This is a genomic window from Rhizobium sp. PP-F2F-G48 (assembly GCF_004342335.1).
Classification (GTDB): Bacteria; Pseudomonadota; Alphaproteobacteria; order Rhizobiales; family Rhizobiaceae; genus Ferranicluibacter.
In genome coordinates this window covers 1-24,060 of sequence record NZ_SLVH01000012.1, presented here as the reverse complement: position 1 = coordinate 24,060, position 24,060 = coordinate 1, and the positions used below count along the sequence as shown (strand labels likewise).

The 24,060-nt window shown below is 62.9% G+C and carries 25 protein-coding genes; 11 read left to right on the top strand and 14 right to left on the bottom strand.

Going from position 1 to position 24,060, the window contains the following annotated elements; all coding sequences use genetic code 11:
* Positions 1–4 precede the first annotated feature (4 nt).
* The 4 genes from C8J36_RS21475 to C8J36_RS21460 all read left to right on the top strand — a co-directional run bounded on the left by C8J36_RS21475 (position 5) and on the right by C8J36_RS21460 (position 5,364).
* A complete protein-coding gene (locus tag C8J36_RS21475; protein WP_132537465.1) occupies positions 5–1,345 on the top strand; it encodes an oligosaccharide flippase family protein in 1,341 nt (446 codons plus the stop codon).
* Between the two features lie 189 nt (positions 1,346–1,534).
* Positions 1,535–3,052 (top strand): O-antigen ligase family protein, encoded by a 1,518-nt coding sequence (locus C8J36_RS21470; RefSeq protein ID WP_165915137.1) that lies wholly within the window; start codon positions 1,535–1,537, stop codon positions 3,050–3,052.
* A gap of 428 nt (positions 3,053–3,480) precedes the next feature.
* On the top strand, positions 3,481–4,185 hold the full coding sequence (locus C8J36_RS21465; RefSeq protein ID WP_244481296.1) for a response regulator transcription factor: 705 nt from the start codon (positions 3,481–3,483) through the stop codon (positions 4,183–4,185).
* A gap of 153 nt (positions 4,186–4,338) precedes the next feature.
* Positions 4,339–5,364, top strand: coding sequence for an acyltransferase (locus C8J36_RS21460; protein WP_165915136.1), 1,026 nt, complete (start codon positions 4,339–4,341; stop codon positions 5,362–5,364).
* A 195-nt stretch (positions 5,365–5,559) separates the two neighbouring features.
* Here C8J36_RS21460 and C8J36_RS21455 read toward each other — a convergent pair whose 3' ends face one another.
* Entirely contained in the window at positions 5,560–6,084 is a 525-nt protein-coding gene (locus C8J36_RS21455; RefSeq protein WP_132537384.1) for a cupin domain-containing protein, read from the bottom strand.
* Between the two features lie 29 nt (positions 6,085–6,113).
* The gene (locus C8J36_RS25195; protein WP_245506689.1) at positions 6,114–6,695 is read right to left on the bottom strand and encodes a PLP-dependent transferase; all 582 of its coding nucleotides are present in this window, start codon (positions 6,693–6,695) and stop codon (positions 6,114–6,116) included.
* A 214-nt stretch (positions 6,696–6,909) separates the two neighbouring features.
* Between C8J36_RS25195 and C8J36_RS25060 the strand changes: the two genes are divergently transcribed.
* Positions 6,910–7,083, top strand: a complete 174-nt coding sequence (locus tag C8J36_RS25060) for a hypothetical protein (RefSeq protein ID WP_165915135.1) — start codon at positions 6,910–6,912, stop codon at positions 7,081–7,083.
* 151 nt (positions 7,084–7,234) lie between these two features.
* Here C8J36_RS25060 and pobA read toward each other — a convergent pair whose 3' ends face one another.
* Positions 7,235–8,407, bottom strand: a complete 1,173-nt coding sequence (gene pobA, locus C8J36_RS21445) for a 4-hydroxybenzoate 3-monooxygenase (RefSeq protein WP_132537382.1) — start codon at positions 8,405–8,407, stop codon at positions 7,235–7,237.
* 107 nt (positions 8,408–8,514) lie between these two features.
* Between pobA and C8J36_RS21440 the strand changes: the two genes are divergently transcribed.
* Complete coding sequence (locus C8J36_RS21440; protein ID WP_132537381.1) at positions 8,515–9,405, top strand: helix-turn-helix domain-containing protein; 891 nt, start codon at positions 8,515–8,517, stop codon at positions 9,403–9,405.
* 55 nt (positions 9,406–9,460) lie between these two features.
* On the opposite strand, the gene C8J36_RS21435 is transcribed toward C8J36_RS21440, so the two are convergent.
* Genes C8J36_RS21435 through C8J36_RS21415 form a run of 5 tightly spaced genes read right to left on the bottom strand, consistent with a single transcriptional unit; the run spans position 9,461 to position 14,073 of the window.
* Positions 9,461–10,471 (bottom strand): branched-chain amino acid ABC transporter permease, encoded by a 1,011-nt coding sequence (locus C8J36_RS21435; protein WP_245506688.1) that lies wholly within the window; start codon positions 10,469–10,471, stop codon positions 9,461–9,463.
* 9 nt (positions 10,472–10,480) lie between these two features.
* Positions 10,481–11,338: a branched-chain amino acid ABC transporter permease gene (locus C8J36_RS21430; RefSeq protein WP_132537380.1), complete on the bottom strand. Its 858-nt coding sequence runs from the start codon at positions 11,336–11,338 to the stop codon at positions 10,481–10,483.
* Complete coding sequence (locus tag C8J36_RS21425) at positions 11,325–12,062, bottom strand: ABC transporter ATP-binding protein (RefSeq protein WP_132537379.1); 738 nt, start codon at positions 12,060–12,062, stop codon at positions 11,325–11,327. The genes C8J36_RS21430 and C8J36_RS21425 overlap by 14 nt, the downstream gene beginning before the upstream one ends.
* The gene (locus tag C8J36_RS21420) at positions 12,059–12,820 is read right to left on the bottom strand and encodes an ABC transporter ATP-binding protein (protein WP_245506687.1); all 762 of its coding nucleotides are present in this window, start codon (positions 12,818–12,820) and stop codon (positions 12,059–12,061) included. Before C8J36_RS21420 ends, C8J36_RS21425 begins: the two co-directional genes overlap by 4 nt.
* A complete protein-coding gene (locus C8J36_RS21415; RefSeq protein WP_245506686.1) occupies positions 12,814–14,073 on the bottom strand; it encodes an ABC transporter substrate-binding protein in 1,260 nt (419 codons plus the stop codon). Before C8J36_RS21415 ends, C8J36_RS21420 begins: the two co-directional genes overlap by 7 nt.
* A 343-nt stretch (positions 14,074–14,416) precedes the next feature.
* On the opposite strand from C8J36_RS21415, the gene C8J36_RS21410 reads away from it, so the two are divergent.
* The 4 genes from C8J36_RS21410 (at position 14,417) to C8J36_RS21395 (ending at position 17,905) form a co-directional block, all read left to right on the top strand.
* On the top strand, positions 14,417–14,950 hold the full coding sequence (locus C8J36_RS21410) for a 2,4'-dihydroxyacetophenone dioxygenase family protein (protein ID WP_062596847.1): 534 nt from the start codon (positions 14,417–14,419) through the stop codon (positions 14,948–14,950).
* Positions 14,950–16,020 carry a 2,3-butanediol dehydrogenase gene (locus C8J36_RS21405; RefSeq protein ID WP_207897588.1) on the top strand — a complete coding sequence of 357 codons (1,071 nt, stop codon included), beginning with the start codon at positions 14,950–14,952 and terminating at the stop codon, positions 16,018–16,020. Before C8J36_RS21410 ends, C8J36_RS21405 begins: the two co-directional genes overlap by 1 nt.
* A gap of 47 nt (positions 16,021–16,067) precedes the next feature.
* The gene (locus C8J36_RS21400; RefSeq protein ID WP_132537376.1) at positions 16,068–16,781 is read left to right on the top strand and encodes an SDR family oxidoreductase; all 714 of its coding nucleotides are present in this window, start codon (positions 16,068–16,070) and stop codon (positions 16,779–16,781) included.
* Between the two features lie 191 nt (positions 16,782–16,972).
* Positions 16,973–17,905, top strand: coding sequence for a helix-turn-helix domain-containing protein (locus C8J36_RS21395; protein WP_062596849.1), 933 nt, complete (start codon positions 16,973–16,975; stop codon positions 17,903–17,905).
* 108 nt (positions 17,906–18,013) lie between these two features.
* On the opposite strand, the gene hutH is transcribed toward C8J36_RS21395, so the two are convergent.
* From hutH to C8J36_RS21370, 5 genes are all read right to left on the bottom strand, one after another.
* Complete coding sequence (gene hutH, locus C8J36_RS21390) at positions 18,014–19,507, bottom strand: histidine ammonia-lyase (protein WP_132537462.1); 1,494 nt, start codon at positions 19,505–19,507, stop codon at positions 18,014–18,016.
* Positions 19,508–19,509: 2 nt separating this feature from the next.
* Positions 19,510–20,280 carry an ATP-binding cassette domain-containing protein gene (locus C8J36_RS21385; RefSeq protein WP_062596851.1) on the bottom strand — a complete coding sequence of 257 codons (771 nt, stop codon included), beginning with the start codon at positions 20,278–20,280 and terminating at the stop codon, positions 19,510–19,512.
* A gap of 32 nt (positions 20,281–20,312) precedes the next feature.
* Positions 20,313–21,023, bottom strand: a complete 711-nt coding sequence (locus tag C8J36_RS21380; RefSeq protein ID WP_132537375.1) for an ABC transporter permease subunit — start codon at positions 21,021–21,023, stop codon at positions 20,313–20,315.
* 12 nt (positions 21,024–21,035) lie between these two features.
* On the bottom strand, positions 21,036–21,758 hold the full coding sequence (locus C8J36_RS21375) for an ABC transporter permease subunit (RefSeq protein ID WP_132537374.1): 723 nt from the start codon (positions 21,756–21,758) through the stop codon (positions 21,036–21,038).
* A gap of 127 nt (positions 21,759–21,885) precedes the next feature.
* Entirely contained in the window at positions 21,886–22,740 is an 855-nt protein-coding gene (locus C8J36_RS21370; protein ID WP_132537373.1) for a transporter substrate-binding domain-containing protein, read from the bottom strand.
* A gap of 185 nt (positions 22,741–22,925) precedes the next feature.
* Between C8J36_RS21370 and hutC the strand changes: the two genes are divergently transcribed.
* A complete protein-coding gene (gene hutC, locus C8J36_RS21365; RefSeq protein WP_062596854.1) occupies positions 22,926–23,693 on the top strand; it encodes a histidine utilization repressor in 768 nt (255 codons plus the stop codon).
* Positions 23,694–23,860: 167 nt separating this feature from the next.
* On the opposite strand, the gene C8J36_RS25190 is transcribed toward hutC, so the two are convergent.
* Positions 23,861–24,060 (bottom strand): hypothetical protein (locus tag C8J36_RS25190; protein ID WP_207897586.1); only part of this gene is annotated, 200 nt, incomplete at its 5' end.

The following is a 24,060-nucleotide window of genomic DNA, read 5'->3' as shown; positions in this document are numbered from 1 at the left end:
GGCCGTGGTCCTGCGCGCGAGCGGGTGGTCTATGGGCGGATACGTGCTCGGGCAGATCCTGCGGATTCTCTCGAACCTGGTCTTGACCCGGTTGCTCGTGCCCGAAGTCTTCGGCGTCATGGCCGTTGCGACGATGGTTCTCGTCGTCATCACGCTCCTGTCGGATGTCGGCCTTCGGCAGGCGGTGATCCAGAGCCCCAACGGCAATGTCCAGCCCTTCCTCGACACCGCCTGGACGCTTCAGATGGTCCGTGGCGTCCTGATCTGGCTGATCTGTATCGGTGTCGGAATCGCCATTGATCAGGCCAATGTCTACGGGCTGACGACGGGCGGGGTGTACCAGTATCCGGATCTCTCCCTCATCATCGGCGCTGTCGGCTTTGCCGCCGTCATCATGGGCTTCCAATCCACCAAGGCGATCACGCGCGCCCGCAACCTGGATCTGTCCCGACTGACGATCATCGAGTTCATCGCGCTTGTCATCAGCCTCGTCGTCGCCATCCTGCTCTGCTGGGCGACGGGATCGATCTGGTCCTTCGTCATTTCCAGCTGGGTGAATGCCCTGGTGCTCACCGTCCTCAGCCACACCAGCCTGCCGGGCACCAACAATCGCGTCCATATAGACCGGAAGGCGCTGGGCGAGATGATGAGCTTCGGTCGGTGGATCATGCTGGCATCGACCTTCAGCGTGCTGGCGGCCAATGGCGACCGCCTTCTGCTGGCAGGCTGGGTGACGCCCACGGTGCTGGGCTTCTATGTCCTGGCGTTCAACCTCGTCGCGATGATCGAGGGCGCAGGCGGGCGGCTGTTCTCAGCCGTCGCAACACCGGCCCTCAGCCGGGTGGCGCGGGAAACCCCGGAGCAGATCCGCAAGGTCTACTATAACTTCCGCCTGCCCTTCGATCTCTTCTTCGTCGGCAGCGCCGGCGCCCTTTACGGCGGGGGCAGGGCGATCATCGATCTGCTCTACGATCATCGCTATGCCGAGGCGGGGCTGATTATCGAAATCCTGTCCTTCAGCCTGCTCGTCACCCGGTTCGGCGTCGCGTCATCGGTCTATCTGGCAGCCGGCCGGCCACAGAACCTAACGATCCTGAGCTTCGTCAAGACGACGGCGCTCTTTACCCTCGTGCCGCTTGCCAATTGGTTGTTCGGCTTCGAAGGTGCATTGTGGGCGATTGCCCTGCACGGCGTTCTCACCCTGCCGATCCTTCTGTATTTCAACATTCGCTACCGGCTGAACAGCGTGAAGTTCGAGTGCGTGATCCTTCTGGCATGGCCGGTTGGCTATCTTGTCGGACACGCGTTCGAAATGATGGTCAGGCACGTCTCCTTCGTGCTGTGAGCCCGGAACGCGCCCCTCGATCGTTCAGGCTTACGCCTTATGGCGGAGGGGTAACCCCGAGTCATCTACCTGAACGGTTAAGTTGTAGTATGCCGGCATACCCAATAACCTCTTAACGGACGAGGGCGGGGGCTTAAAGCTGCCCACTCCGGGACAATGGCCGCGCATGTCGGCCGACATGGGGCCAATATGCCGGAATATATCAAGGCGCTGATCTTTGTCGTCGTCGTCGCGATACCCGCCTTCATGGTCGGGCGGCGCGCGGTCAACGGGATGATCCCCGAGGCTGAATTTTCTCTCTGGCGCAATGTCTGGATGGCGACCGTGGTCGTCGTCTTCACGTCGGGAAACTTCGTTCTCTTCTCGCTGTTCCTCGCCCTGCTCGCCATCGTCCTCCATCGCGATCCGACGAAGCCTGTCTACTTCTACGTGATGCTGCTGTTTGCGGCGCCGGCCATCGACATCACCGTCAGCCTGCCCGGCTTGATGAACAAGATTCTCGATTTCAACCCGGCCCGGATACTGGCGTTGGTCTTCCTGCTGCCGACGGCCATCGCGCTGATGCGCAAGGATCGTCCGGGCCCGATCAGCACGACGGACAAGCTGGTCATCCTCTTTGTCGGCCTCATCTGCGTGCTGGCGTTTCGCAGCGGCGACGTCACCGTCGGTATCCGCACCTGCGTGATCCATGTCCTCGATATCGTGCTGCCCTATTACGTTTTCAGCCGGGCGCTGACGAGCTTGGACGATGTCCGCAAAGCCATGCTGGCGCTGGTGGTGGCGTCACTGCCTCTGGCCTTGGCCGCGGTGGTCGAGATGGGCAAGACCTGGCGCCTCTATAACAGCGTCATCGACCAGTGGGGCGTCCACCTGATCGCGCCCTACCTGTTCCGTGACGGCCAACTGCGCGCCGCCGTCACCGCAATCGAGCCCATCGGTCTCGGTGTCGTCTTCGTTGCCGCGGGCGGATGCCTCCTCGCAACGATGCGCCATAGATTGTCCAGCGTCGTCGTGCTCGCGGCCCTCTGCATCATTCTCGCAGGCCTCTATGCCAGCGTATCCCGTGGACCATGGCTCGGCTTTGCCATGGTGGTGCTGATTTCGATCACCATATCGAGACGTGGGCTCGTCAATCTGTCGGTGGCCTCCGTCGCGGGGCTGGTCGTGATTTCCGCACTGATGCTGACGCCGGCCGGGGAGCGGGTCTACCGGCTCTTGCCTTTCGTCGGTTCCGTCGACGTGGAGACCTCCGATTATCGCGTCATGCTGATGGAAAACTCCCTGATCGTCATCGAGCGATACCCGCTTTTCGGTTCGGACGACTATCTCGCGGAACCGGAGATGCAGAAGATGATCCAGGGGCAAGGCATCATCGACATCGTCAACTCCTATATCGCACTGGCCCTGGGCTATGGCCTTGTCGGCCTGTTCCTGTTTGCCATGATCTTCGGCACGATCGTCTTTAATCTTCTGCGCGCGTGTTTTTCCGAAGAAACGCCTACCCTCAATATCAACGCATTACTCGGCACGATGGTGGCGTTGCTGATCACCATCGGAACGACCAGCGGCGTATCCGTCATTCCCTATATATATTGGACGCTCGCAGGCATCAGCGTGGCCGTGTTCAGAATCCTTCGGTCGGAGAAGCGCGAGGACTGGACGGCAGCGGCCCCCTCTCGCATGCATATTCTCGGACAGTCGGTTTAGCGTGCGGGGACATGCTGCGGAATGACTCTTCGCTGCATGAAGGTTAGATGACTTCCAATCAAAATTCCGTGAAATCAAAAAAAGATTCTGCAAATGACAATACGATTCTGGCAAATTAAGAGGAAAAGCTGATGCCGCGTTGATTAAAATTGCTTTTATTCTGTAGGTTATGTGTTAAAGTCGGGATACTTGATTAAGAGGGGCAATAGACTCTCGGGTTTCCGGATCTATACGTAAAAGCTCAGACTGCATACATATATTAATTCAGTAAAATCTAATTTATAGGTCGATGAGGCCATAATTGCTCGACGGTAATCACATTGCCGCGAAGAGCAGGTAGCCAAGACTTATCCTCAGGGGGTTGCGTTAAGATGAGTGATTTTGCGTCGGAGTACGTGAACAAAAGCGATGCCTCTGCCCGTTCCAGCATGCGGGCCGACGGCCTGAGAAAGTCGCAGTCGAAAGATTCCTGCCTGTTGATTATCGACAGCCGGGCGCTCGATCGCGAATGCCTGGCGAGAGCATTGATCAGCAATGGTCTCGGTTCCGATTTCTGCGCGGTCGCGACGGTGGACCAGTGGCGCAAGGTGAAGGATCTTCATCCCCCGGTCAGCGCCATCCTGCTGAATGTCGGCGGTCGCAAGATGAGCGACGTGGCGACGATGAACGAGATTTCGCGGCTGACCGGCGAGTTCAAGTCGGTTCCCGTCGTCGTCCTCGCCGATTCCGATGACCTGACGCAGATCCTCAAGGCGCTCGAATACGGCGCAAGCGGCTATATTCCGACCTCGGTCGGGATCGACGTGTGCATTGTCGCGATCGAACTCGCGATTGCCGGAGGTATCTTCGTGCCGGCGAGCAGCGTGATCTCCATCCGCCACCTCATCGACTCCGACGCGCAGGAGGCGCCGCGGGTCTCCGAAATGTTTACGCTTCGTCAGGCCGAGGTCGTGCAAGCCCTTCGTAAGGGCAAGGCGAACAAGATCATCGCCTATGAGCTCAATCTGCGGGAAAGCACCGTGAAGGTTCACATCCGCAACATCATGAAGAAGCTCAAGGCGACCAATCGCACGGAAGTCGCCTACAAGCTCAACGATCTCTTCCCCCGCGACGCCCCGCGCACGGTGATGTGAGACGACAGCACGGACGACCGATAGCTTGGGCCGACCTGATTGCGTCATCATTGGCGCCATAAGGTCGGCCTCAATCCATCTGCCGGCACGTGCCCGGCACGTTTGACCGAGATAGGATCGAGACCGGTTGTCGGGAAACAGGACGGAAGCTGCGTGGTGGAGCATTCACCGAAAGTCCGCTTTTCCTTCATCGACGGTCTTCGCGGGCTTGCCTCGCTCGCGGTCGTTTTCTTCCACGCCGGTGCCGGCGGGCATATCGACAGGCTTCCCGACATCGTCCTCAAGATCCTGACGTTCGGGGAACTGGGCGTTCCCGTGTTCTTCGTCATCAGCGGTTTCGTCATCACCCATTCTCTCCGGAACATCGACATGTCCGCGGCCGGGCTTGGACAGTTCATGCTGAAGAGATCGATCCGGCTCGATCCGCCTTACTGGGCCGTTCTGATCGGCACAGCGGCTCTGTCCTGGTTCGCGGCGGCCTTTTTCCCGAGCTTGACGGCCGATCTCCACACGATCGACCAGCTCCTCGCGCACATGGTCTATGCGCAGGATATCCTCGGCTACCCCCTTGTAAACGCTGCCTTCTGGACGCTGGCCTATGAAATCCAGTTCTATATCGTCTTTGCCCTGCTCCTGGCGACACGGTCTCCGGACGTTCTTATTGCGGCCTTTGTGCTCAGCCTTTTGTGGCCTGTCGGCATTGGCCCGGACATTCCGGGCCTGTTCGTCAATCTCTTCTATGCGTTTCTGCTGGGTGTCGGAGCCTATCTCTCCTGGCAGCGGCAGGGCTGCCGCCTTTGGTTTGCCGGCTATGCCGGCGTGATCCTGGTGGCCTCCGTCATCAACGGCAATCTCTTCGGTCTCGCCTGCGTGATCACAGCTCTCGGTCTCGTCGCCATAGCCATGGCCGGCAAGCTCGGCAGCTTCTCAAGCGTCTGGCCACTACAGTTCCTGGGGCTGATTTCCTATTCGCTGTACCTGACCCACAATCCGGTCTCGGGCATCGGCTTTCGTTTGTGGTATGCGCTCGTCGGCCGCTCGCCACACACCGAGGCTCTGGGCCTCCTTGTGGTCGTATCCCTCTGCATCGCCGTCGCGACGGCGTTCTACTACCTCGTCGAGCGCCCCTTCATTGCCCTCTCCAATAGTCGTCCAAAGCCCCGCATCGGGACCGCCTGAACCGCTCCGAAAAGATTGGGAAGACGGGGCGGACACTGGTTGCGATGGCGCGATCATCCGCAGACCCGCAGGAACTCTGGCCGACCGGCAAGAAGGGCGGGACGCTACGGCAAGCCCTTTCCGACGGATCGCTTTGGACCGGCTTCGAACGAAAGAACGCGCCCACAAGCCGTTTCCGGAACCGAGGACGACTGCCTATTTCCGACCGTCGGGATGGCCATGTATAGGATCGACCCAGTAGACCTCCTGGGGATCCTCGACAGGATCGACATCCGTGATATTGACGACGACGGCCTCGTTGTCGGAGCGGACGAGGACGCATTCGAGGATATTGTTGGGATCCGCGTTGATTTCCTGGTGCGGCACATAGGGCGGCACGAAGATGAAATCGCCCGGACCGGCTTCCGCGACGAATTCCAGCCGCTCGCCCCAGCGCATGCGCGCCTTGCCGCGGATGACGAAGATCACGCTTTCGAGTGCGCCGTGATGATGCACGCCGGTCTTGGCGTTGGGCTCGATCGCCACGGTTCCGGCCCAGATTTTCTGCGCGCCGACGCGGGCATGATTGATCGCCGCCTGCCGAAACATGCCAGGCGTCTGGGCCGTGTTGGAATCGAGCTGGTCGCCCTTGATGACGCGGATGCCATCGTGCTTCCAGCGCTCCTCGTGCGGTTGCGAATGGTCGTGCGCGTGATCGTCATGGTGATGATGGTCGGTCAAGGCAAGAATTCCGGTTCTGGTCTGGACGGTCAGGCACGGCGCGGATTCGATATCGCGCGCGGGATCAATGATAGCGCCCGGCTCGATCCGCACAAGCCGGTCCGACTGACATCGGCAAACGTCACGATATCCTTCCGAACGATCAACACAACTATCGGCGTGGGCAATCCCCATGTTCCCGTGCCGGTCACGTCGCGGCAGTCTGGAGGCGCTGACGACGTTGTCGCCGGCGCGCGAGATTGAGGACCGCATAGGCCCGACGCGGCCTGACCGGAACCGAGCGCCAGGGCCGCAGCGCCGCCTTCGATCTCGGCAAGGCGCTGTTCGAAGGCATCCTGCGTCGGGTTGGACACGCGCGTGTAGCGATGGCCGGGCGCTTCGAGCGCGAACAGCTTGTCAGCGCGTTCCGTGCCCGGCAGTTGGAAGGACGTGGTCTCCACGCCGTCGATGACATCCTGCAGGAAAAGCGTGACGAAGCCGCTATCCTTGTGTGCGCCGACGCCTTGATCGCTTCCTGTCTTGTCGCGGCCGCTATCGCCTGTTTCGCATGGAAAGCCACCGCTCTCGAGGTGTTCCTGAGAGGACGAATTTTCTCCAACGGTCTGCCGCAACAGGGATTTCTTCCTTTTGTATAGGAAATTAGTCGATAATAATTGCCGTCGGGATCCGGGGCTTTCGACCGCCGGGCTCGTCCAGACGAGGAGAGGGCGAACCTCACGTTCAGCAGGCGGAAGGCGTTCGCGATGTCGAACGACGGACCCGGTCCGACAGAGAAGCGCATCTGCCCTCTGCTGGCAGGAAGATTGATCAACGAAGGAGTGTCCCATGACGTTGGATCTAATCGGCAGTTTGAAATCGGGGATCAGCTGGGTTCTTCAGCGGCAGCCCACCGCGACGACGCAGCCCTCTGAACGTCCCCAGTCTCGTGATGACGACCGGGATCTCACCGAGCGCGACGTCGAGTTCTCCTATTGGGCGGTCCGCGGCCCCTGGCATTGATCTGGAAGGGATCGTGCCGACGCCGGTCTTTGACAGAAGACGGATGCACGATCTTCCATGAGCCTCGATATGGTCCTGCGTGTCGATCGCTCGTCCTAGGTCCACAGATCGACAATGCTTTCATCGCGGGAGCGTCGCGCTGCCGCAGCGCTCAGTAAGGCAAGCCGACATAATTCTCGGCAAGCGCTTTCGAAGCTGCTTGCGAATGCGTGAGGTAGTCGAGTTCGGCTTCCTGAATCTTCTGGTCGAACGGCCCGGAGTCGGGAAAACGGTGCATCATCGTCGTCATCCACCACGAAAAGCGCACGGCCTTCCAGACGCGGGCGAGCGCGCGCTGCGAATAGGCGTCGATGCCGGCGTTCGAGCTTTCGGCATAGTGCTCCAGCAGACCGGCAAACAGATAGTTCACGTCGCTCGCGGCAAGGTTCAAGCCTTTGGCGCCGGTCGGCGGAACGATATGGGCGGCATCGCCGACAAGAAAGAGGCGACCGAAGCGCATGGGTTCGGCTACGAAGGAGCGAAGGGGGGCGATCGATTTTTCGAACGAAGGCGCCGTCTCCAAGGCCTCGGCGTGATGGGCGGGGAGGCGCCGGCGTAGTTCGTCCCAAAAGCGGTCGTCGGTCCAGCTCTCCACGGTCTCGTCGAGCGCGCACTGGATGTAGTAGCGGCTGCGCGTTTCCGAGCGCATGGAGCAGAGCGCGAATCCGCGCGGATGATTGGCATAGATGAGTTCATGGCTGACCGGCGCGACGTCCGAGAGAATGCCCAGCCAGCCGAAGGGGTAGACCCGCTCGTAGCCGGTGATCGCCCTGTCCGGCACCGCCTTGCGGCTTGCGCCGTGAAACCCGTCGCAGCCGGCGATGAAGTCGCAATCCAGGCGATGCGCCGTGCCGTCCTTCTGAAAGGTGATGTAGGGTTTTGCCGTTTCGAAATCGTGCGGCTGGACGTCGGTCGCGTCGTAGATCGTGGTTGCGCCGCCGGCTTCGCGACGATCCATCAGATCGCGCGTCAATTCGGTCTGCCCATAGACCGTGACGCGTTTGCCGCCGGTCAGGCCAAACAGGTCGATGCGGTGATCGCGACCGTCGAAGGCCAGCGAGAACCCGTCATGCGGAAGGCCTTCGGCATGAAGCCGACCGCTGGCCTTCGCCTGGTCCATCAGCGCGACGGTGCCTTCCTCCAGCACCCCGGCGCGAACGCGTCCGAGGATGTACTCCCGGTCCACGCGGTCGATGATGACATTGTCGATTCCCGCTTCCGTCAGAAGCTGGCCCAGCAGAAGCCCCGAAGGACCGGAGCCGATGATGGCGATCTGGGTGCGCATGTTTCCTCCCACGCTTCCTCTCCCGGTGTCACGTTCGGCCCCGATTGTGGGCGAGAGAAAGCAGGGCGACAATGGACAATCCCGGCCAGAAATTGCACATATCGAACATGGAAGAAACGATCACGCCGCGCGACGTGCCCACCTATGAGCTCTATGGCGAACAGGCAGGTCAGGTGCCGGGCCTATGGCTTCACTGCGAAGGCATTCCCTCGCGCAGCCGTCTGCATCACTGGGAAATTCGCGCGCACCAGCACGAGCGCTTTTTCCAGATCCTGTACTTTCAGACGGGCTCGGGCGATGCCGTCTTTGGCGACGAGCGGCTTAGGATCGAGCCGGATACCGTCATCACCGTGCCTCCCGGCGTCAGTCACGGCTTCCGCTTTTCCAGGGATACGGACGGGCTCGTCATCACCATCCTCGCATCCCGTCTGAAGACGGTACCCGGCGGGAGAAGTCCCCTGGGTGGCTGGCTCGGCGAACCGCGGGTGACGCGGCTCGACAGAGCCGACCCGGACGCCGCCTATGTCGGGGAAACCCTTCTAAGGCTTGGCCGGGAATATGCCGGGAACCGCAACGGCCGAAACGATCTTCTCGATGCCTATGTCACCCAGACCTTGCAATTGACGGCCCGCCTGTCGCAGGGCGGGGACGGTGGGACGACCGATGACGGAAGCCGGCGGATGGAGCAGCTCGACGCCCTGATCAACCGTCATCTGCGGGCGCACAGGCCGGTGTCGTTCTACGCCGCCGAACTCGGAATTTCTCCCACGCATCTCAATCGCGTGGTGAAGGCCATGAGCGGACAGGGAGCCCATCAACGACTGACCGCCCGGCTGCTCGACGAGGCCAGACGCGAGCTGGTCTTCACCTTCGGCACCGTTCAGGAGATCAGCGACCGCCTCGGTTTTGCCGATCCTGCCTATTTCTCACGCTTCATCCTGAAGCATACCGGCTCAACCCCGCGCGTGTGGCGTGAGGCCGAGCGCGCGAAACTCTAGCCATCGCTCATCGAAATGCCGGACCGCATCCATCGACTGCGATGGCCTGGCGTCTTCAAGCATCGCCGCGCTGTCGGTATTCCAGCCTGTGACCGACCGGAAACCAGGGCCAGTCCCGCAGCTTGCCGAACAGGCCCCAGAGGCCGCCCGGCGAGAAGAGGGCGATGAGCAGGGTCAACAGGCCGAGCACGATCATGTAGCTTGCGCCGTAATGGCCGAAGAGGCGGGTTGCGGTGAAGTAGAGAAGGGCGCCCACGATCGGCCCTTCCAGGCGCCCGATGCCGCCGACCATGACGATGAAGATGCAGATCGACGACCAGTAGGGGTCGAAGCCCGAACTGGGAGAGATCCGCAGCTGCGCCATGTAATAGATGGCGCCGGCAAGGCCCGTTCCCATGGCGGCGACGACATAGATGCCGAAGCGCATGCGGCCGACATTCACGCCCTGGCTCGCGGCCGAGACGGGATCGTCGCGCATGGCCGTCATGGCGAGGCCCAGTCGCGAGCGCAGCATCAGGAAGGTGCCGCCGACCGTGATGAGCAGCAGCAGGGCGCAGAGGATGGTGAGGCCGATCTCCCGCTGGTGGGCGGTGAACTGACCCATCGCCCGCAAGGTCATGCCGGACCCGGCATTGACCACCTGGAGATTGCCCGTCACCAGCCGGAAGACCTCCGCCAGCACCCAGGTTCCGATGGCGAAATACGGGCCGTCGAGCTTGCGCAGCAGCAGGTAGGAGGGGGCTGCGAGCAGAGCGGGCAGGATCATGGCCAGCGGCACCGACCAGAAGGGATTGAGACCCGCATAGACGGAGAGGACGAACAGCGAATAGCCGCCGGCTCCGATGAAGGCCTGCTGGCCGACGGAGACCATGCCGCCATAGCCGGCCAGCAGGTTCCACATCTGCGCGATCGCGATCAGGCAGGAGAGTTCGATGATCAACCGGATCTGGCCGCTGGATGCCCAGAACGGCATGGTGGGAATCGCCGCCAGAAGAAGGAGCGCGACGGTGATGGCGATCCGGCTGGAAAGCGTGTGCCGGTGGACGAGAATGGTGAACGCGGTCAAGTCTGCCTCCTATCGACGGGACATGATGCCCTGGGGGCGCCAGGCGAGAACCAGGAGAAAGACGAGGTGGCCGGCCAGAATGCCCCAGCCGGGATCGATGCGGGAGCCGACGACCTGGGCCACGCCGAGGATCAGGCCGCCGGCAAAGGCGCCCCAGATGGAACCCATCCCGCCGATGATCACCGCCTCGAAGGCGTAGATCAGTTGCGCCCCGCCGTCGGCCGGAGAGACCGTCGTGCGGGCGGCCTGGAAGACGGCCGCGATGCCGAGGATGGCCACCGCAATGGCCGTCGCCTTGGCGTAGACGATCCTGGTGTCGATGCCGCTCAGGGTCGCCGCGTCCTTGTCCGCCGCCGATGCCCGCAAGGCGCGGCCGAAGCGGGTGGTCTTCAGGACGACATGCAGGCCCCAGGTCAGCAGGGCCGCGACCGCGACGATGCCGAGGGGCAGGACGCCGACATGGATCCCTCCGAGGTCGATCGACTGGATGGCGAGCGCGCCGGCATCGAGCGAGCGCGTGTCGGCTTGCCAGATCGTCAGCATCAGGTTCTGCAGCGCCAGCGACAGCCCGAAGGTCGCGATGAGCGAGGGCAGGGGATCGTTGCCGACGAGGTGGTTGAGGATACCGCGTTGCAGGCCCCAACCGATCAGCGCACCGAGAGGGATCATCAGCAGCATGATGAAGCCGGGGCCGAGGCCGAAGGCTGCCGAGACGGAGATGCCGATCAGCGCCAGGAGGATCACGAGATCGCCGTGTGCGATATTGACGATGCGCATCACGCCGAACATCAGCGACAGGCCGATCGCATATTGTGCATAGAGGCCGCCGAGCAGCAGCCCCTGGATAACGGCGTCAACCCAGGTCATGTTTCACTCCGAAATAGGCTTGGGTGATCTCGTCTCGCGTCACCTCGGACGATCGGCCGGACAGCGTGATGCGTCCCTCCAGCATGCAGTAAACCCGGTCGGAACTTCGGCTGGCGAGGGAGACGTCCTGCTCGACCAGGACGATCGCGGTGCCGGCTTGCCGGATGGCCGGCAGCATGTCGTAGATTTCCGCGATCACCTTCGGCGAGAGGCCGAGACTGATTTCGTCGCAGAGAAGCAGCTTCGGCTGCGTCATCAGGGCGCGGCCGATCGCGACCATCTGCTGCTGCCCGCCCGAGAGGTCCTCGACGGCTTGTGCCCGGCGCTCGGCCAGAATCGGAAAGAGGTCGTAGAGCCGCTCCAGCGTCCACGGGCGCGTGCCCGCCGCCGGCTGGCCGGCGTGATCCGCCGCGACCCGCAGATTGTCCTCGGCCGTCATGCCCCGAAACAGCCGGCGGCCTTCCGGAACCAGCGCCAGCCCGCGCGAGACCAGCGCATGCGCCGGGGTTTTCGACACGTCCAGGCCGCAGAATGTCAGCGACCCGTCCCGGATCGGCACGAGGCCGACGAAGGTTTTCAGCAGCGTGGACTTGCCCGCACCATTGGCACCGATGAGGGCCACCACCTCGCCGGGGTGAATATCGAAATCGATGGAAAACAGGGCCTGGAAATCGCCATAGCCGGCGCAAAGCGCGCGCGCCGTCAGAAGAGGAGACGCGCTCATGCTTCGATCCCCATATAGATGCGGCGTACATCGGGATTGTCGATCACCTCCTGCGGTTTGCCGTCGGCGATCTTCTCGCCGAAGCTCAAGACGAGAAGACGCTCGGCCACGGCCATCACGGCGTGCAGGACATGCTCGATCCAGATGATCGTGATGCCCCGATCGCGCACCTGCCGGATCAGCGACACCAATTGCCCGGCTTCGGCTTCCGTGAGCCCGCCGGCGATCTCGTCGAGAAGAAGAAGCTTGGGTTCGCCCGCAAGGGCCCGGGCCAGTTCCAGCCGCTTTCGATCGAGCAGGGTCAGGCCGCCGGCGGGGAGATTGGCCTTGCCGGCAAGCCCGCAATCCTCCAGCAGCGCGGCACAGGAGAGATAGGCCTCGCGCTCGCTGCGACCGGCTGCAAAGCGGGCGGCGACGAGCAGGTTCTCGAAGGTTGTCATCTTGGCGTAAGGGCGGGGGATCTGATAGGTCCGCCCGATCCCCCTCATGGCCCGCCGGTAGGAGGGTTCGCGACCGAGCGGCGTGCCATTGAGCGTGATCGCGCCCGTGTCGAAGCCGATGTCGCCCGAGATCAGGTTGAACAGACTGGTCTTGCCGGCCCCGTTCGGCCCGAGAACGCCCAGGACTTCCCCGCGGGCCAGCTCGAAACTGACGTCCTGCACCACTTTCAGAGCCCCAAAACTCTTGGAAAGGTTGCGAACGGAAAGAAGAACCTCCTTTCCGTCCGCTTGCGTCTGCTGTCCGGATGGCGTCACCAAGACTTCATCTCCAGGCTGCTTTCCGGCTTCATGATGGGATAGAGCCCGGTCTCGACGATCTTCAGGTCGTAGGGCCATTTTTCACCCTTGCGCCATTGCCCGCCCAGAACCGGCGTCTTCGAGACATTCGGGTGAGGACCCTTGCTCCAGTTGACGTTGCCGACCACCGTGTCGAGGTTTGTTGCCTTCAGCGCGTCGCGGATGGCGGCGCGGTCCATCGGGTCACCGGAACGCTTCAGCGTGTCCACGATGATCTCCCACATGGCATGGCTGTAGCCGAGCGGCTGGGTCCACTGCTTGCCGGTCGCTTTTTCCCAGTTTGCCGCGAGATCCGCGGAGCTCTCGCCGGTCAGGGTGGATTTGTAGGGGAAGGCCGGCGTCCACCAGACCTCGGTCGACATGCCGGTGCCGAGCGTTCCCATGGCCTCGACGGCGGAGGGAAACAGAAGACCGGCCGCGACGGTCATGATCTTGGGCTTGAAACCCTGCTGCGCCATCTGGATGGTCGCCGTCCTCAGGTCGGCCGGGAAGACCAGGCCGCCGAGAATTTCGCAGCCAGCTTCCTTGAAGGCACTGATCTGAGACGAGAAATCATTGGTCCGGATCTCGAATTTCGACGGTGCGATGACCTCGAAGCCGGCGGCGCGCATGGCCGGGGGCAGGCCGATCTTGTCGTCGCCCCAGACCTCGCCGTCCGCGTTGCGTGGCAGCAGAAGGCCGACCTTCTTGTTGCTCTCGAGGCCGTTCCACATGTTGACGAATGTCTGGACGATGTCTTCCAGGCCCCAGAAGAAGTGGTAGGTCCAGTTGAAGCTCTGATCGGCGCCGCCGCGCGGCATGATGACGGCCTGCCACGGCGCGCTGGACGAGAGGGTGGGCACCTCGAACAATTCGCCCTGTTCGGACACGGGAAGCGTCACATCCGTCGTCGAGGCCGGTATCAGCATGTGGACGCCGTCGTTCTGGCACAATTCCCCGGCCAGCTCCGCTGCACGGTTGGGGTTGGACTGTGCGTCTCGTTCGATGATCTCGAGCGCGTAGGTCTTGCCGCCGATCTCGAGACCCTTGGCCAGATGCTTGCGGATGAATTCGACCGCAAAGGCGTCCGTTTCTCCGAAGGGCGCCATCTGTCCCGTCTGCGGGGTGATGAAGCCGATCTTGATGGTCTGTGCCGATTGGGCGCGCAGATAGGATGGCGCCGCAAGGACCGCGGCGCCCGCGGCGAGTGCCTTGAGGGTCGTGCGCCGCGTCACGCCACCGTCCTGCGGACCACTCTCATGTCTGCCAGTCAGATACCGGAATGTCATATCGAAACCTCCCTTGGCCGATCGCGCGTCATCCCCTGATGCGTCGAGCCGATCGACAGCTCTCCCAGATGCCGCGCCCTCCAAGCGCGGACCGCGAGCCTCTCGGGCACTGCGGTGGACAGGAGCTTAGACGCGGCAATTTATCCTGTCCCACCCACCTCCCACCCCTTTGGACGTTTGGGCGCGGAGAGACAAAACAAGTGTCCCTGCCCGTCAAGCCTCCTCCGTCGTAATCACTATTCTTGTTGTCGGGGCGACTGAGCCCTGGATCTACTGGGAGGTAACCGACATGCCCGAAGCTGCGACGAACGAATTCTGGCGCGACATCAAGCCGATCGAGAACGTGTTCAAGCCGGACGCGAAACCCGAAGTCTATCTTCCCAACGCCGCGACCGATGACGAACGCTATTACGTTCCCCTGACCGAAACGGTCTCGACCCGCCCGTTGTGGATCTCGCCGGACCGCAACATGTGGTGCGATATCCTGATGGCGAAGAAGGCGGGCCTGGTAAACCGCCACTATCATCCGCACGAAGTCTTCGCCTATACGATCTCGGGCAAGTGGGGCTATCTGGAGCACGACTGGACCGCCTCAGCCGGCGACTTCGTCTACGAGACGCCCGGCGAGGGACACACGCTCGTCGCCTACGAAAGCGACGAACCCATGCGCGTCCATTTCAAGGTGACGGGACCGCTCATCTGGCTGGACGAGGACGGCAACTCGGCCGGCACCTTCGATGTGCATGACTACATCGCGCTGGCACGGGCCCATTACGAAAAGGTCGGCCTCGGCGCCGCCTATATCGACGGTCTTTTCCGCTGATGGACGGGGCACTGACGGATCGGGCAAACGACAAGGGCATCCTGTCCGCTGTCTGGCACGCGGCCAAAGACATCCGGATCGAGCGGCGGGTTCGTCCCGCCCTCGAGCCGGGCGAGGTGCGCCTGCGTGTCACGCGCTGCGGGATCTGCGGTTCCGACATGCATGAATTCCTGAACGGCCCGCACGCCATCCCGGTGAAAGAGCCACATCCGATTTCGGGTGTGGTTGCGCCGCTGGTTCTCGGCCACGAGTTCACCGGCGAAGTGGTCGAGATCAACGGCCCCTGCGGAGCCGTGAAGGTCGGGCAGAGAGTGGCGGTGGAGCCCGAATACCGTTGCGGCGCATGCGCTGCCTGCCTGCAGGGAGACTACAATCTCTGCGAAAAGATGGGGTTCGCAGGGCTGATGGGACATGGCGGCATGGCGGAGGAGGCCGTCGTTCCCCACTACATGCTGCACATCCTGCCGGATGCGGTGACCGACCGTCAGGCCGCCGTGCTGGAGCCGGCCGCGGTTGCCCTGCATGCGCTGCGACGCTCTGGCCTGACGGCGGGACAGAGTGTCGCCGTTGTCGGTGCCGGACCGATCGGGCTTCTGCTCGTGCAGCTGTCGGCCGTTGCCGGGGCGAAACGGATCGTCGTCAGCGACGTGTCGGATGCAAGGCTTGCGCGCGCGCGGGCGCTGGGGGCGACCGAAACCGTCAACAGCCTGTCGGGCCATCTGCCGACGCAGGCCCGCGGCGTGGACGTGGCTTTCGAGGCCGTCGGCGTGCAGCCGGCGCTCGACGATGCCATCCAGTCTGTCCGCAAGGGTGGCAAGGTCGTGCTGGTCGGGCTGTTCGGCGCACCCGCCCGCGTCGATGCCTTCGACCTCGTCAACCGCGAGGTGGAGATCATACCCTCGTGCGGCTACCGGCATGTCTATGCTGACCTGATCGGCATGATCGCCGGCGGACTTTTCGATCCCTCGCTGATCGTCACCCGGGAAGTGCCGCTCGCCGAAGTGGTGGCCAACGCTTTCGAGAGACTGGCGGCGCCGAACGACGACGTGAAGGTGCTGGTCGTTCCGTAGCGACCGGCACGACGTGCATCTACCCATGGCTTGGTTGGAGGAACCCCATGACGTTTGAACCAAAACTGTTCGCAGACAAGACCGTCGTCGTCATCGGCGGAACGTCCGGTATCGGTGCCGCGACGGCTGAAGCCTTCAGCGCGCTCGGTGCGCGGACGCATGTCGCCGGGCTGATGACGGGCGCGAAGGCGGGTTTGGCCGGCATCACAGCGTCCGAGGTGGATGTCCGATCGACCGCGGATCTCGAAAGCTACATTTCCGCCTTCGAGAGAATCGATGTGCTGGTCAACTGCGCCGGGGTCAGCCGCGACCGGGACGAGTGGACGTCCCAGTCCTTTGCCGAGGTGATGTCGATCAACCTGTACTCCATCCTGACAGCCTGTCGCACCGCGCGTCCGCGCATGCCGGCCGGCGGCGCGATCGTCAACATCGCGTCGATGTATTCCACCTTCGGCTCGGGGGATCGGCCGGCCTATGCGTCCTCCAAGGGCGCCGTCGTGCAGCTGACGAAATCGCTGGCGCAGGAATATGCGCCGGCGATCCGGGTCAACGCCGTCGCACCGGGTTGGATCGTGACGCCGCTGTCGAAGACCCTTCTCTCGGACACGGAGGCCTCCGGACCGATCCTCGCCCGCATCCCCTTCGGCCGCTGGGGTGAGCCGAAAGAGATCGCGGATCCGATCGTCTATCTGGCGAGCCCTGCGGCCGGCTACATCACCGGAGCGATCCTCCCGATCGATGGCGGCTACCTCACCGTCTGATGCATGCCGGTCCATTAGAAAATGTGCAGTCGACGGACAATCCGCCGCGCAAGAGGTTTGACGGAAGACTTGCGTTTTGTCACACTCCCCTGGCCCTCCGCGGACCCCTTGGGAGCCGTGGCCGGGGCAGGGAGGATACATTGAATATAAGGCCGGGCGTTGTCGCCCTCCCGAGCGCCGTCTCGGGAGGGGTGACCTTTGACACGCGCGTCGTCGCGCCACATGAGCGGATCGATCTCTGGGAGGAGCATTGCGCCGAGCAGGTCGTCGGGCTGCGATGTTCGTGCCTGTCCGAACAGGGGCTGAACGCGCGCTACCATTACTTCGACCTCGGGCGCATGAAGATGATCGACATCGCCGGCGACGAGCACTTCATCGAGCGGACGCCCAGCCTGCTGCGTCGGCGGGAAAAGGACAGCGCCTTCCTGACGGTGATCCTCGACGGCAAGGTCTTCGTGAACCGGGCAGGACGATGTCTGGTGGCAGAAGCGGGCGACGTCGTCCTCTACGACACCAATCAGGCCTATATGCACGGTTTCCCGGCTTTCGCCCGCCAGGCTATCTTCGAAATTCCCGGGGAGGATTTTCGGGATCGTTTCGGCGACTGGAGTTTGCGGGACGTCGTCCACTTCGGCGGTTCGACCAATCCCGCACGGATGATTCCGCTGGCGCTGCACGACGTGATGCGCGAGGTGCAATCCTCCAGTATCACGGGCGAAAGGGTCGGTGCCGCGCTCGAGAAGAAGGTCTGGGACGTCATGGAGACGGCCTATTCCCTCGTCAATGGCGGCGAGCGCTCCACCTATCACGCCCAGTTGCTGCTGCGGGCTCGCAAGTACATCGCCGATCGCCTCGGAGATCCGGATCTCAATCCCACGGCGATCGCCGATTTCATGGGCATCAGTCTGCGACAGCTGAACCGTCTTTTTCAGGGGGAGCGGCTGTCGCTGGTCGCCCATATCCAGGAGAAGAGGCTCGAAGGCGCCCGTCGCGATCTCCTGCAGAGCGGCGCCTGCAAGATGAGCGTCTCCGATGTCTGTTACAAATGGGGCTTCAAAAGCCTTGCGCATTTCTCGCACAAATTCAGCGAGCGATACGGCGTCAGCCCATCGCGCTGTCGGTGAGGTTCCCGCGCCTGAACTGCGGGAGAAGGCTTGGCGGCGGAGGTCGATGTCGGTGCTGTCGGTCGCTCCGGCGAGCGATGTTGCCGCCGTCGTCGCCGCGGTCTCTCTTCAGAGATCTTCCGGCCGCCTCTGCACGATCAATTCGCGCGCCGCTTCAAGGTTCCATCCAAGCGGGCGGTCGTCGGCGTAAGGGGGGATGTTGGAGCGGAGATAGCGGTAAAGGCGATCGGTGCCCTCGGCGCGGGGGGCGATCGCATGGCGGAATTCGTGTGCCTGCGCGGCGCTTGCATATTCGATCGCGAGGATCTGCTCGGCGTTGTCGATGATGGCCAGCAGCTTGTTGGCGGCGGCAGTGGGGTGGGCGAGGAAATCCTCCTGATTGCCGGAGGTCACGCCGCCGTCGAGGCTGGCGGGCAGGGCGAGGCGGCGGTTGTCCGCGGCGAGGGCGGCGGCCGTATAATGGGCGATCATGTAGCCGGAGCCGGCGCCGGGATCCGCGGCGAGGAAGGCGGGCAGGCCGCTGACCAGCGGGTTGACCAGCCGGTCGGTCCGGCGTTCGCTGATGGCTGCAACCTGCGCCATCGCGATCGCGAGACCGTCCAGAGCCTGTGCCAGAGCCGGTGAGACGGCATGTGCTTCGGAGAAGACCAGGGGCTGCTCGATCGTGCCGCCGATCGCCGGATTGTCGGTGACGGATGCCAGTTCGCGGTTCACGACGATCGCCGTCGCCTCGAACACATCACGGGCGGCGCCGTGGACATGGGGAACCGAGCGCAGGCTGAGCGCATCCTGCGTCCGCGCGCCGGCTGCGGCCGCAATCAGACCGCTGCCAGCGAGCAGGTGCCGCAGCGTTTTGCCAACCTGCAGAAGTCCGGGTGACGGCCGGAGCGCCAGCACCTCGGCGTCGAACGCCGTCATCTGCGCGCCGAGCGCCTCCAGCGTCAGCGCGGCGATCGCGTCCGCCCAATCGAGCAAAGCCTCGGCCCGCGCCAGGGCCAAGGCGCCGAGGCCGGTCGAGCAGGCGGTGCCGTTGACGAGGCTGAGGCCTTCCTTCGCCTCGAGCACCAGCGGCTCCAGCCCGAGCGCCATCAGGGCGTCCGCGCCCGTCATCGCCGCACCCTTCAGGCGTGCCCGACCTTCGCCGATCAGCACCAGGGCGATATGGGCATTGTGGGTCAGATAGCCGGCCGAGCCCCGGGAGGGGACATCCGGCACGCAGTCTTCGCGCAGGAAGGTGCAGAGCCTTGCGACCACGTCGGGACGAACGCCGGAATGGCCGTGCGACAGATTGGCGATCTGTGCCGCGATGATGGCACGCACCGAGGATGCCTCCAGGAGAGGGCCGATGCCGCAGGCGTGGCTGAGGACGATGTTGCGCGACAGACGGCTCTGCGACGCGCGATCGACCACCGTATCGGCCAGCGCGCCGACGCCGGTGGTGATGCCATAGGCCCGGACGCCGCTCTCGACGATCGCGGCGACGATCCGGTTTGCCATCTCCACCCGCTCGCGGGCCGCCTGCGACAGCACGATCGTTGCGCCGTCTGCAATTGCCGCGATCTCGCGCCAGCCGAGACGCTTGTCCAGCGCAATTTCCTGCATCATCAGCTCCCGAAATGGCCGATGAACTGGCGAAACTCCGGGGAGGCACCGGCACCGAAGACATGTTCGGGCGGTCCGTCGCAGTTGATTTCCCCGGATTTCATGAAGATGACCCGGTTGGAGACCGTTCGGGCGAAGCTCATTTCGTGGGTGACGACCAGCATGGTCATGCCTTCTTCTGCGAGGGCGCGCATGACGCGCAGCACCTCGCCGACGAGTTCCGGGTCCAGCGCCGAGGTCGGCTCGTCGAACAGCATGACCTTGGGCTTCATGGCGAGCGAACGGGCAATCGCGGCGCGCTGTTGCTGGCCGCCGGAGAGGTGGGCCGGATAGGCATGCCGCTTGTCGGCGATCCCGACCTTTTCCAGCAGCGCTTCCGCCTCGGCGATGCAGTCGGCACGCGGTCGCTTCAGCACATGCATCGGGCCTTCGATGACGTTCTGCAGGATCGTCATATGGGACCAGAGATTGAACGATTGGAAGACCATGCCGAGTTCCGAGCGCATGCGGTCCACCTGCCGCCGGTTGGCCGGCACCGTTTTGCCGCGCCGCTGCTCCATCTGGATCGTTTCGCCATCGACGACGATCTCGCCGGCATCGGCGATCTCCAGCATGTTGATGCAGCGCAGAAAGGTCGATTTGCCCGAACCGCTGGCGCCGAGCAGCGAGATGACGTCGCCGTCATGGGCATCGAGCGAAATGCCGCGCAAGACTTCATGCGGCCCGAAGCTCTTGCGGATATTGCGAACGGAAAGGCGGGTTGCGCTGGCCATGGCTGTTCCAATCGTGGGGGCATTCGCGGCGGTCATCGCTGTGCCACCGGAAAGAGCGGCGCCGTGCGACGATGCGGCGTCAGTCGATATTCGAGCAACGCCATCACCTGGAGAATGAGGAAGTTGAGGATGAGGTAGATCGCAGCGGCGCAGAGAAAGACTTCCATGGTCCGGTAGGTCTGCGCGATCAGCCGTTGTGCGACGCCCGTGACCTCCCAGACCGTCACGAGGCTGGCGAGCGCGGTGGACTTCACCATCATCATCACTTCGGTCGAATAGGCGGGCAGGGCGTTGCGAAAGGCGATGGGGGCAAGGATGCGGCGGGTCAGGAGGAAGCCGGACATGCCGACCGCGCGCGCCGCCTCGATCTCCTTTGCCGGAATGGAGCGCAGGCCGAAGCGAAAGATCTCGGCGGTATAGCCGGCCGTGCAGAGCGCCAGCGACAGGACCGCGCAGACGAAGGGCTCCCGCAGCGCCGGCCAGAGGACGCTGTAGCGGATGAAGCCGAACTGGCCGAGGCCGTAGAAGATCAGGAACATCTGGATCAGCAGCGGCGAGCCGCGAAACACGAAGATGTATCCCTTGGCAAAGCCGCGGGCGACCGGGTTGCCGCCGACCCGCATCCAGACCACCAGCAGTGCCAGAAGCCCGCCAAAGACGACGGACAGCGAAAACAAGGCGAGCGTCATCGGCAGGGCCGCAATCAGCGTCACCATTGTGGAGGCCATGAAGTCGAGATCCATAGAAATGCCTCCTCAGGCCTGGCCGATGCCGCTCGGCATGCTGCGATTGGCGCGGTGTTCCGCATGGTTGAAGACCCTGTCGGACAGGCTGGTCAGCAGCAGGTAAAGGCAGCCGCCAACGATGAAGAACAGGAAATGCTGGCGCGTCGAGCCGGCGGCGATCTGGCTGGTGCGCATCAGGTCGGCCAGTCCGGTGACCGAGACCAGCGCGGAATCCTTGAGGCTGAGCTGCCAGACATTGCCGATGCCGGGGATCGCGAAACGGAACACCTGCGGTGCGACGATACGCCGAAAGCGCAGCAGGCGTGGCATGCCGATCGCCTGCGCCGCCTCCAGTTCGCCCTTGGGAATGGCGAGAAAGGCGCCACGGTAGACCTCTGCCTGGTACGCGCCGGAAATGATGCCGACGGCCAAGGCGCCGGCGGCAAAGGAGGGCAGGCCGAGAAAGCCTTCGAACCCCATGGCCGCCCCGATCGCCGTCACGAGGCTCGATCCGCCAAAATAGACGAGGTAAATGATCAGCAATTCCGGCACGCCGCGGAAGATGGTGGTGTAGGCACTGCCGAGGCTGCGGGCCAGACGACTGCCCGAAAGCTTGGCCCACGCGATCAGCGTGCCGAAGACCATGCCGATCAACAGCGCGGTCGCCGTGACGCAGAGCGTCATCAACGCGGCGATCAGAAGCAGCCCGCCCCAGCCGGTCGGGCCGAAGCCGATGGTTTGCAGAATTGTCATGCGCGAGCCGCCCTTCTTGTCCGTTGCGCGCGCCGCTTTGGGCACCGGGACGGATCATGGATCGATGCACTGCACACCCAAGGCCACCGCCACCGATCCTCAAGATCGGGGCGGCGACTGTCGTGCTTCAGGGGGTGACGTCCGTCTTGAACCACTTCATGGACAGCGTCTTGATCGTGCCGTCGTCGAGGGCCGACTGGATCGCTTTGTTGAACATGTCGCGCAGATCGGTATCGGCCTGGCGCAGGCCGAGGCCTTCGCCGCTGCCGAAGATGGTGCCGCCGATTTCCGGGCCGGTGAAAGCCAGCGTGCCGTTCGATTTCTCGAAGGCCGAGATCAGATAGACGGCGTCGTCGAAGACGAGATCGATCCGGCCGCTCTCGAGATCGAGATCCCGCTCGGCGCCCGTCTTGTATTCCCGCACCGTCGCGATGGAGCCGAAATTGTCGTAGATGAACTTGGAATAGACGGTTGCGGCCTGAATGCCGATCGTTTTCCCGGCAAACGCCTCCTTGAGGCTGTCGATCTCCTTGACGCCGGTTGCGCCGGGATCGAGCTTGATGACCGTGCCGGTTCCCGTGGCGTTGGCCAGCGGGCTGTCTTTCGCCGTCGCGAAGGCGGCGTGCGTATGGGCATAGGGGATGGTGAAGTCGATGATCTTCTTGCGCTCTTCGGTGATCGACAGCGCGTCCATGATCACGTCGTATTTGCCGGCCGTCAGTGCCGGGATCATGCCGTCCCAGTCGGACGCGACCAGCTTGCACTCCACTTTCATGTGATCGCAGAGATATTTGGCAAGCTCCGGTTCGAAGCCGCCAAGCGTGCCGTCGGGATTGGTGAGGTTCCAGGGCGCATAGGCGCCCTCAAGGGTAATCGTAACGGTCTTCCAGTCTTTCGCCGTCGCGACGGATGCGGTCAGCGCGGCGGCAGACAGGGACGCAAGCGCAAGCGCGCCCGCCGTCAGAATGCGTGTGAACTTCATGATCCGGTTCCTCTCGGAGTTTGATGGCATTCCCTTGGCCGATCTGCGCCGGCTTGCTTGAGAACAGCGTTGCGCACGTTCTTGTGAAGCGATGTTGTATATGGGACCATATGTATTTTCTTGTGGTAAGCAAGAGGCAAGGCTTTATTGAGAAGCACATTTTTTTCTGCTCAAGGATTAGCCAGATGAGTCGCAGATCCGATAAGTCGCCGGCGCTGAGCTGGGACGGCACCGAAGGGGATGGTGCGCCGCTTTATGCCGGTGTCAAGCAGATGATCCTCGGCCGGATCCAGAGCGGCGAATGGCCGCCGCGCCACCGCGTGCCCTCCGAGAACGAACTGGTGGCGGAACTCGGCGTCAGCAAGATGACGGCCAACCGGGCGCTGCGCGAACTGGCGAGCGAAGGCGAGCTCGTGCGCATCCAGGGCGTCGGCTCGTTCGTGGCGGAACGGAAGGGCTATTCCGAGCTGTTCGAGGTTCGCAATATCGCCGACGAAATCAAGGCGCGGGGCCATGTACACCGGGCGCGCGTCGTGGTTCTCGCCGGCGAGAACGCGTCGCCCGAGATTGCCGATGCGCTCAGCCTTCCCATCGGGGCCGACGTCTTTCATTCGTTGATCGTGCACAGTGAAAACGGCGTGCCGGTGCAGATCGAGGATCGGTTCGTCAATCCGCAGATGGCGCCCGATTATCTGGCGCAGGATTTCGCGGTCGAGACCCCGAACGCCTATCTCATGATCGCCGCGCCACTCAGCGGGTCGGAACACGTGGTCGAGGCGGCGATGCCGCAGCCATGGGAGTGCAAGCTGCTGGTAATTTTGCCGTCCGAACCCTGCCTGACCATTCGGCGGCGGACATGGTCCTTGCAGAACAACGTCTCCGTCGCCCGCCTCGTCTACCCGGCCAGCCGCTACCGCCTAGAATCTAAAAGTGGGAAAATCGAGCCAGAATAGGCGAGACGTATAGGGAACCAAGATTGTCGAGCTTTCCAACCCTCGATGTCTTCAACCCAGGAGGTCAAAGGGCGTCGGGATTTCACGGACGAGATCGATCGACAGCCGTCCGTCTTCGAGATGGTCATCCGTCAAAAGCGCCGCTTCCGGCAAGGCAAACCCTGTTCTCAGCGGTTGGTGGAGAACGATTTGGCTTTCGCCGTTTTTGGATTGAAGAGATCGCGGCAGAAAGATTTGCATGTTCCGAAGTGCGGGATTTTGAGGGAACGAAGGCTTTGCATTCCGTCACCGGCTTTGCCACAAAAGGTGTCGCCATGCCCAGGAGGGTCGGACCCTGATGCCACTTGAGAACCCGCGCGCATTCCTC

Coding starts and splice junctions, on each gene's coding strand:
- C8J36_RS21410 (WP_062596847.1), top strand. CDS start 14,417: ATGCCCGAAGCTGCGACGAACGAATTCTGGCGCGACATCAAGCCGATC.
- hutH (WP_132537462.1), bottom strand. CDS start 19,507: ATGCAGGAAATTGCGCTGGACAAGCGTCTCGGCTGGCGCGAGATCGCG.
- C8J36_RS21405 (WP_207897588.1), top strand. CDS start 14,950: ATGGACGGGGCACTGACGGATCGGGCAAACGACAAGGGCATCCTGTCC.
- C8J36_RS21425 (WP_132537379.1), bottom strand. CDS start 12,062: ATGAGCGCGTCTCCTCTTCTGACGGCGCGCGCGCTTTGCGCCGGCTAT.
- C8J36_RS21380 (WP_132537375.1), bottom strand. CDS start 21,023: ATGGATCTCGACTTCATGGCCTCCACAATGGTGACGCTGATTGCGGCC.
- C8J36_RS21375 (WP_132537374.1), bottom strand. CDS start 21,758: ATGACAATTCTGCAAACCATCGGCTTCGGCCCGACCGGCTGGGGCGGG.
- C8J36_RS21470 (WP_165915137.1), top strand. CDS start 1,535: ATGCCGGAATATATCAAGGCGCTGATCTTTGTCGTCGTCGTCGCGATA.
- pobA (WP_132537382.1), bottom strand. CDS start 8,407: ATGCGCACCCAGATCGCCATCATCGGCTCCGGTCCTTCGGGGCTTCTG.
- C8J36_RS25060 (WP_165915135.1), top strand. CDS start 6,910: ATGACGTTGGATCTAATCGGCAGTTTGAAATCGGGGATCAGCTGGGTT.
- C8J36_RS21385 (WP_062596851.1), bottom strand. CDS start 20,280: ATGGCCAGCGCAACCCGCCTTTCCGTTCGCAATATCCGCAAGAGCTTC.
- C8J36_RS21400 (WP_132537376.1), top strand. CDS start 16,068: ATGACGTTTGAACCAAAACTGTTCGCAGACAAGACCGTCGTCGTCATC.
- hutC (WP_062596854.1), top strand. CDS start 22,926: ATGAGTCGCAGATCCGATAAGTCGCCGGCGCTGAGCTGGGACGGCACC.
- C8J36_RS21430 (WP_132537380.1), bottom strand. CDS start 11,338: ATGACCTGGGTTGACGCCGTTATCCAGGGGCTGCTGCTCGGCGGCCTC.
- C8J36_RS21370 (WP_132537373.1), bottom strand. CDS start 22,740: ATGAAGTTCACACGCATTCTGACGGCGGGCGCGCTTGCGCTTGCGTCC.
- C8J36_RS21465 (WP_244481296.1), top strand. CDS start 3,481: ATGCGGGCCGACGGCCTGAGAAAGTCGCAGTCGAAAGATTCCTGCCTG.
- C8J36_RS21440 (WP_132537381.1), top strand. CDS start 8,515: ATGGAAGAAACGATCACGCCGCGCGACGTGCCCACCTATGAGCTCTAT.